The sequence below is a fragment of the Oleiphilus sp. HI0117 genome (genome assembly GCF_001635235.1).
On the sequence record NZ_LWGA01001104.1, the window covers coordinates 1 to 1,140 of the forward strand.

Consider the following 1,140-nt stretch of genomic DNA (forward strand, 5'->3'; position numbering starts at 1 on the left):
TAAAGTCCGTATATCACCTCATCATCGACCAGGACATCTTTACGACGCGTGCGGTCTTCAATCGATTCCACTTCATCAATAAGCTTTAAGTTATGAGCGATAGCCTTATTTTTGGTGCGAAACTCTCTCTCTATGAGTCCGGTGCGAATAAATATTTCACGGCAAACTCCTGGGTCAATCTGGCTGTAGTTAACTGGGCGCTGAGAGACAATTTCAAGTCCGTATAAGGTCACCTTTTCTTTGGCAATTATTTGTGCCCTTTTGGCTTCCCAATGAGGTTCGGCATAAGAACGTTTTACCAAATGCTTTGCAAGCGGTTCTATCCATGCAGGATCGAGCCTTGCGTTATATCTGGAATAGACTTGTTGAGTTTCCACGATTTCAGCGGCAAATAACCATTTAGGGCGCTTTTTGTTTACGCCAGACCCGGGAAATAAGTGGAAACGTCGATTTCGACACCCTTGATACTCGCGTTTTTCTTCATGTTTACCGATATTGCCAAGCAAGCCGCTCAATAAAGCCTTATGAATAGAGTCATAAGAAGCCTCGCTATCATTTTCCTTGATGCCGATGCTTTTTAAAACGAGTAATAGTTGTCTATGTATCTCGCGCCACTCCCTCATACGCACAGCGGATAGGAAGTTTTTCTGGCAAAAGCGCTTTAATTGATTATTGCTTAGCTCCTGGCGTTTATCTTCAAAGAATTCCCACAACCGCAAAAAAGAAAGGAAATCTGATTCAGGGTCTTTATATTCCGCATGAGCCTGGTCAGCTGCTTGCTGCTTATCTGCAGGGCGCTCACGAGGATCTTGTATGCTTAAGCCGCTAACAATAATCAGCACTTCTTTTACTGCGTTTAAGTCCTGAGCGCTAAGCAGCATGCGTCCTAAACGAGGGTCTGTGGGAAGCGTCGCAAGTTTCTTGCCCAACGCTGTTAAGCGGTTGTTTTCATCGACGGCCTGCAACTCAAATAGTAGTTTATAGCCATCATTTAAAAGACGAGAGTCAGGTGGATCAATAAACTGAAAGTCTTTCACTGCCCCGAGTCCGGAGTCGATCATTTTAAGAATAACAGCCGCTAGATTGGTGCGCTGTATTTCCGGATCGGTAAACTCAGGTCGTGAAATAAAGTCGTCTTCA

Annotated in this window: 1 protein-coding gene; it reads right to left on the reverse strand. The window is 44.4% G+C overall.

Features of this window, described 5'->3' with window-relative positions; genetic code table 11:
- Window positions 1-1,140, reverse strand: a 1,140-nt coding sequence (locus A3757_RS19825) for a DUF3418 domain-containing protein (RefSeq protein WP_156506439.1), incomplete at both ends; no start/stop codon positions are given.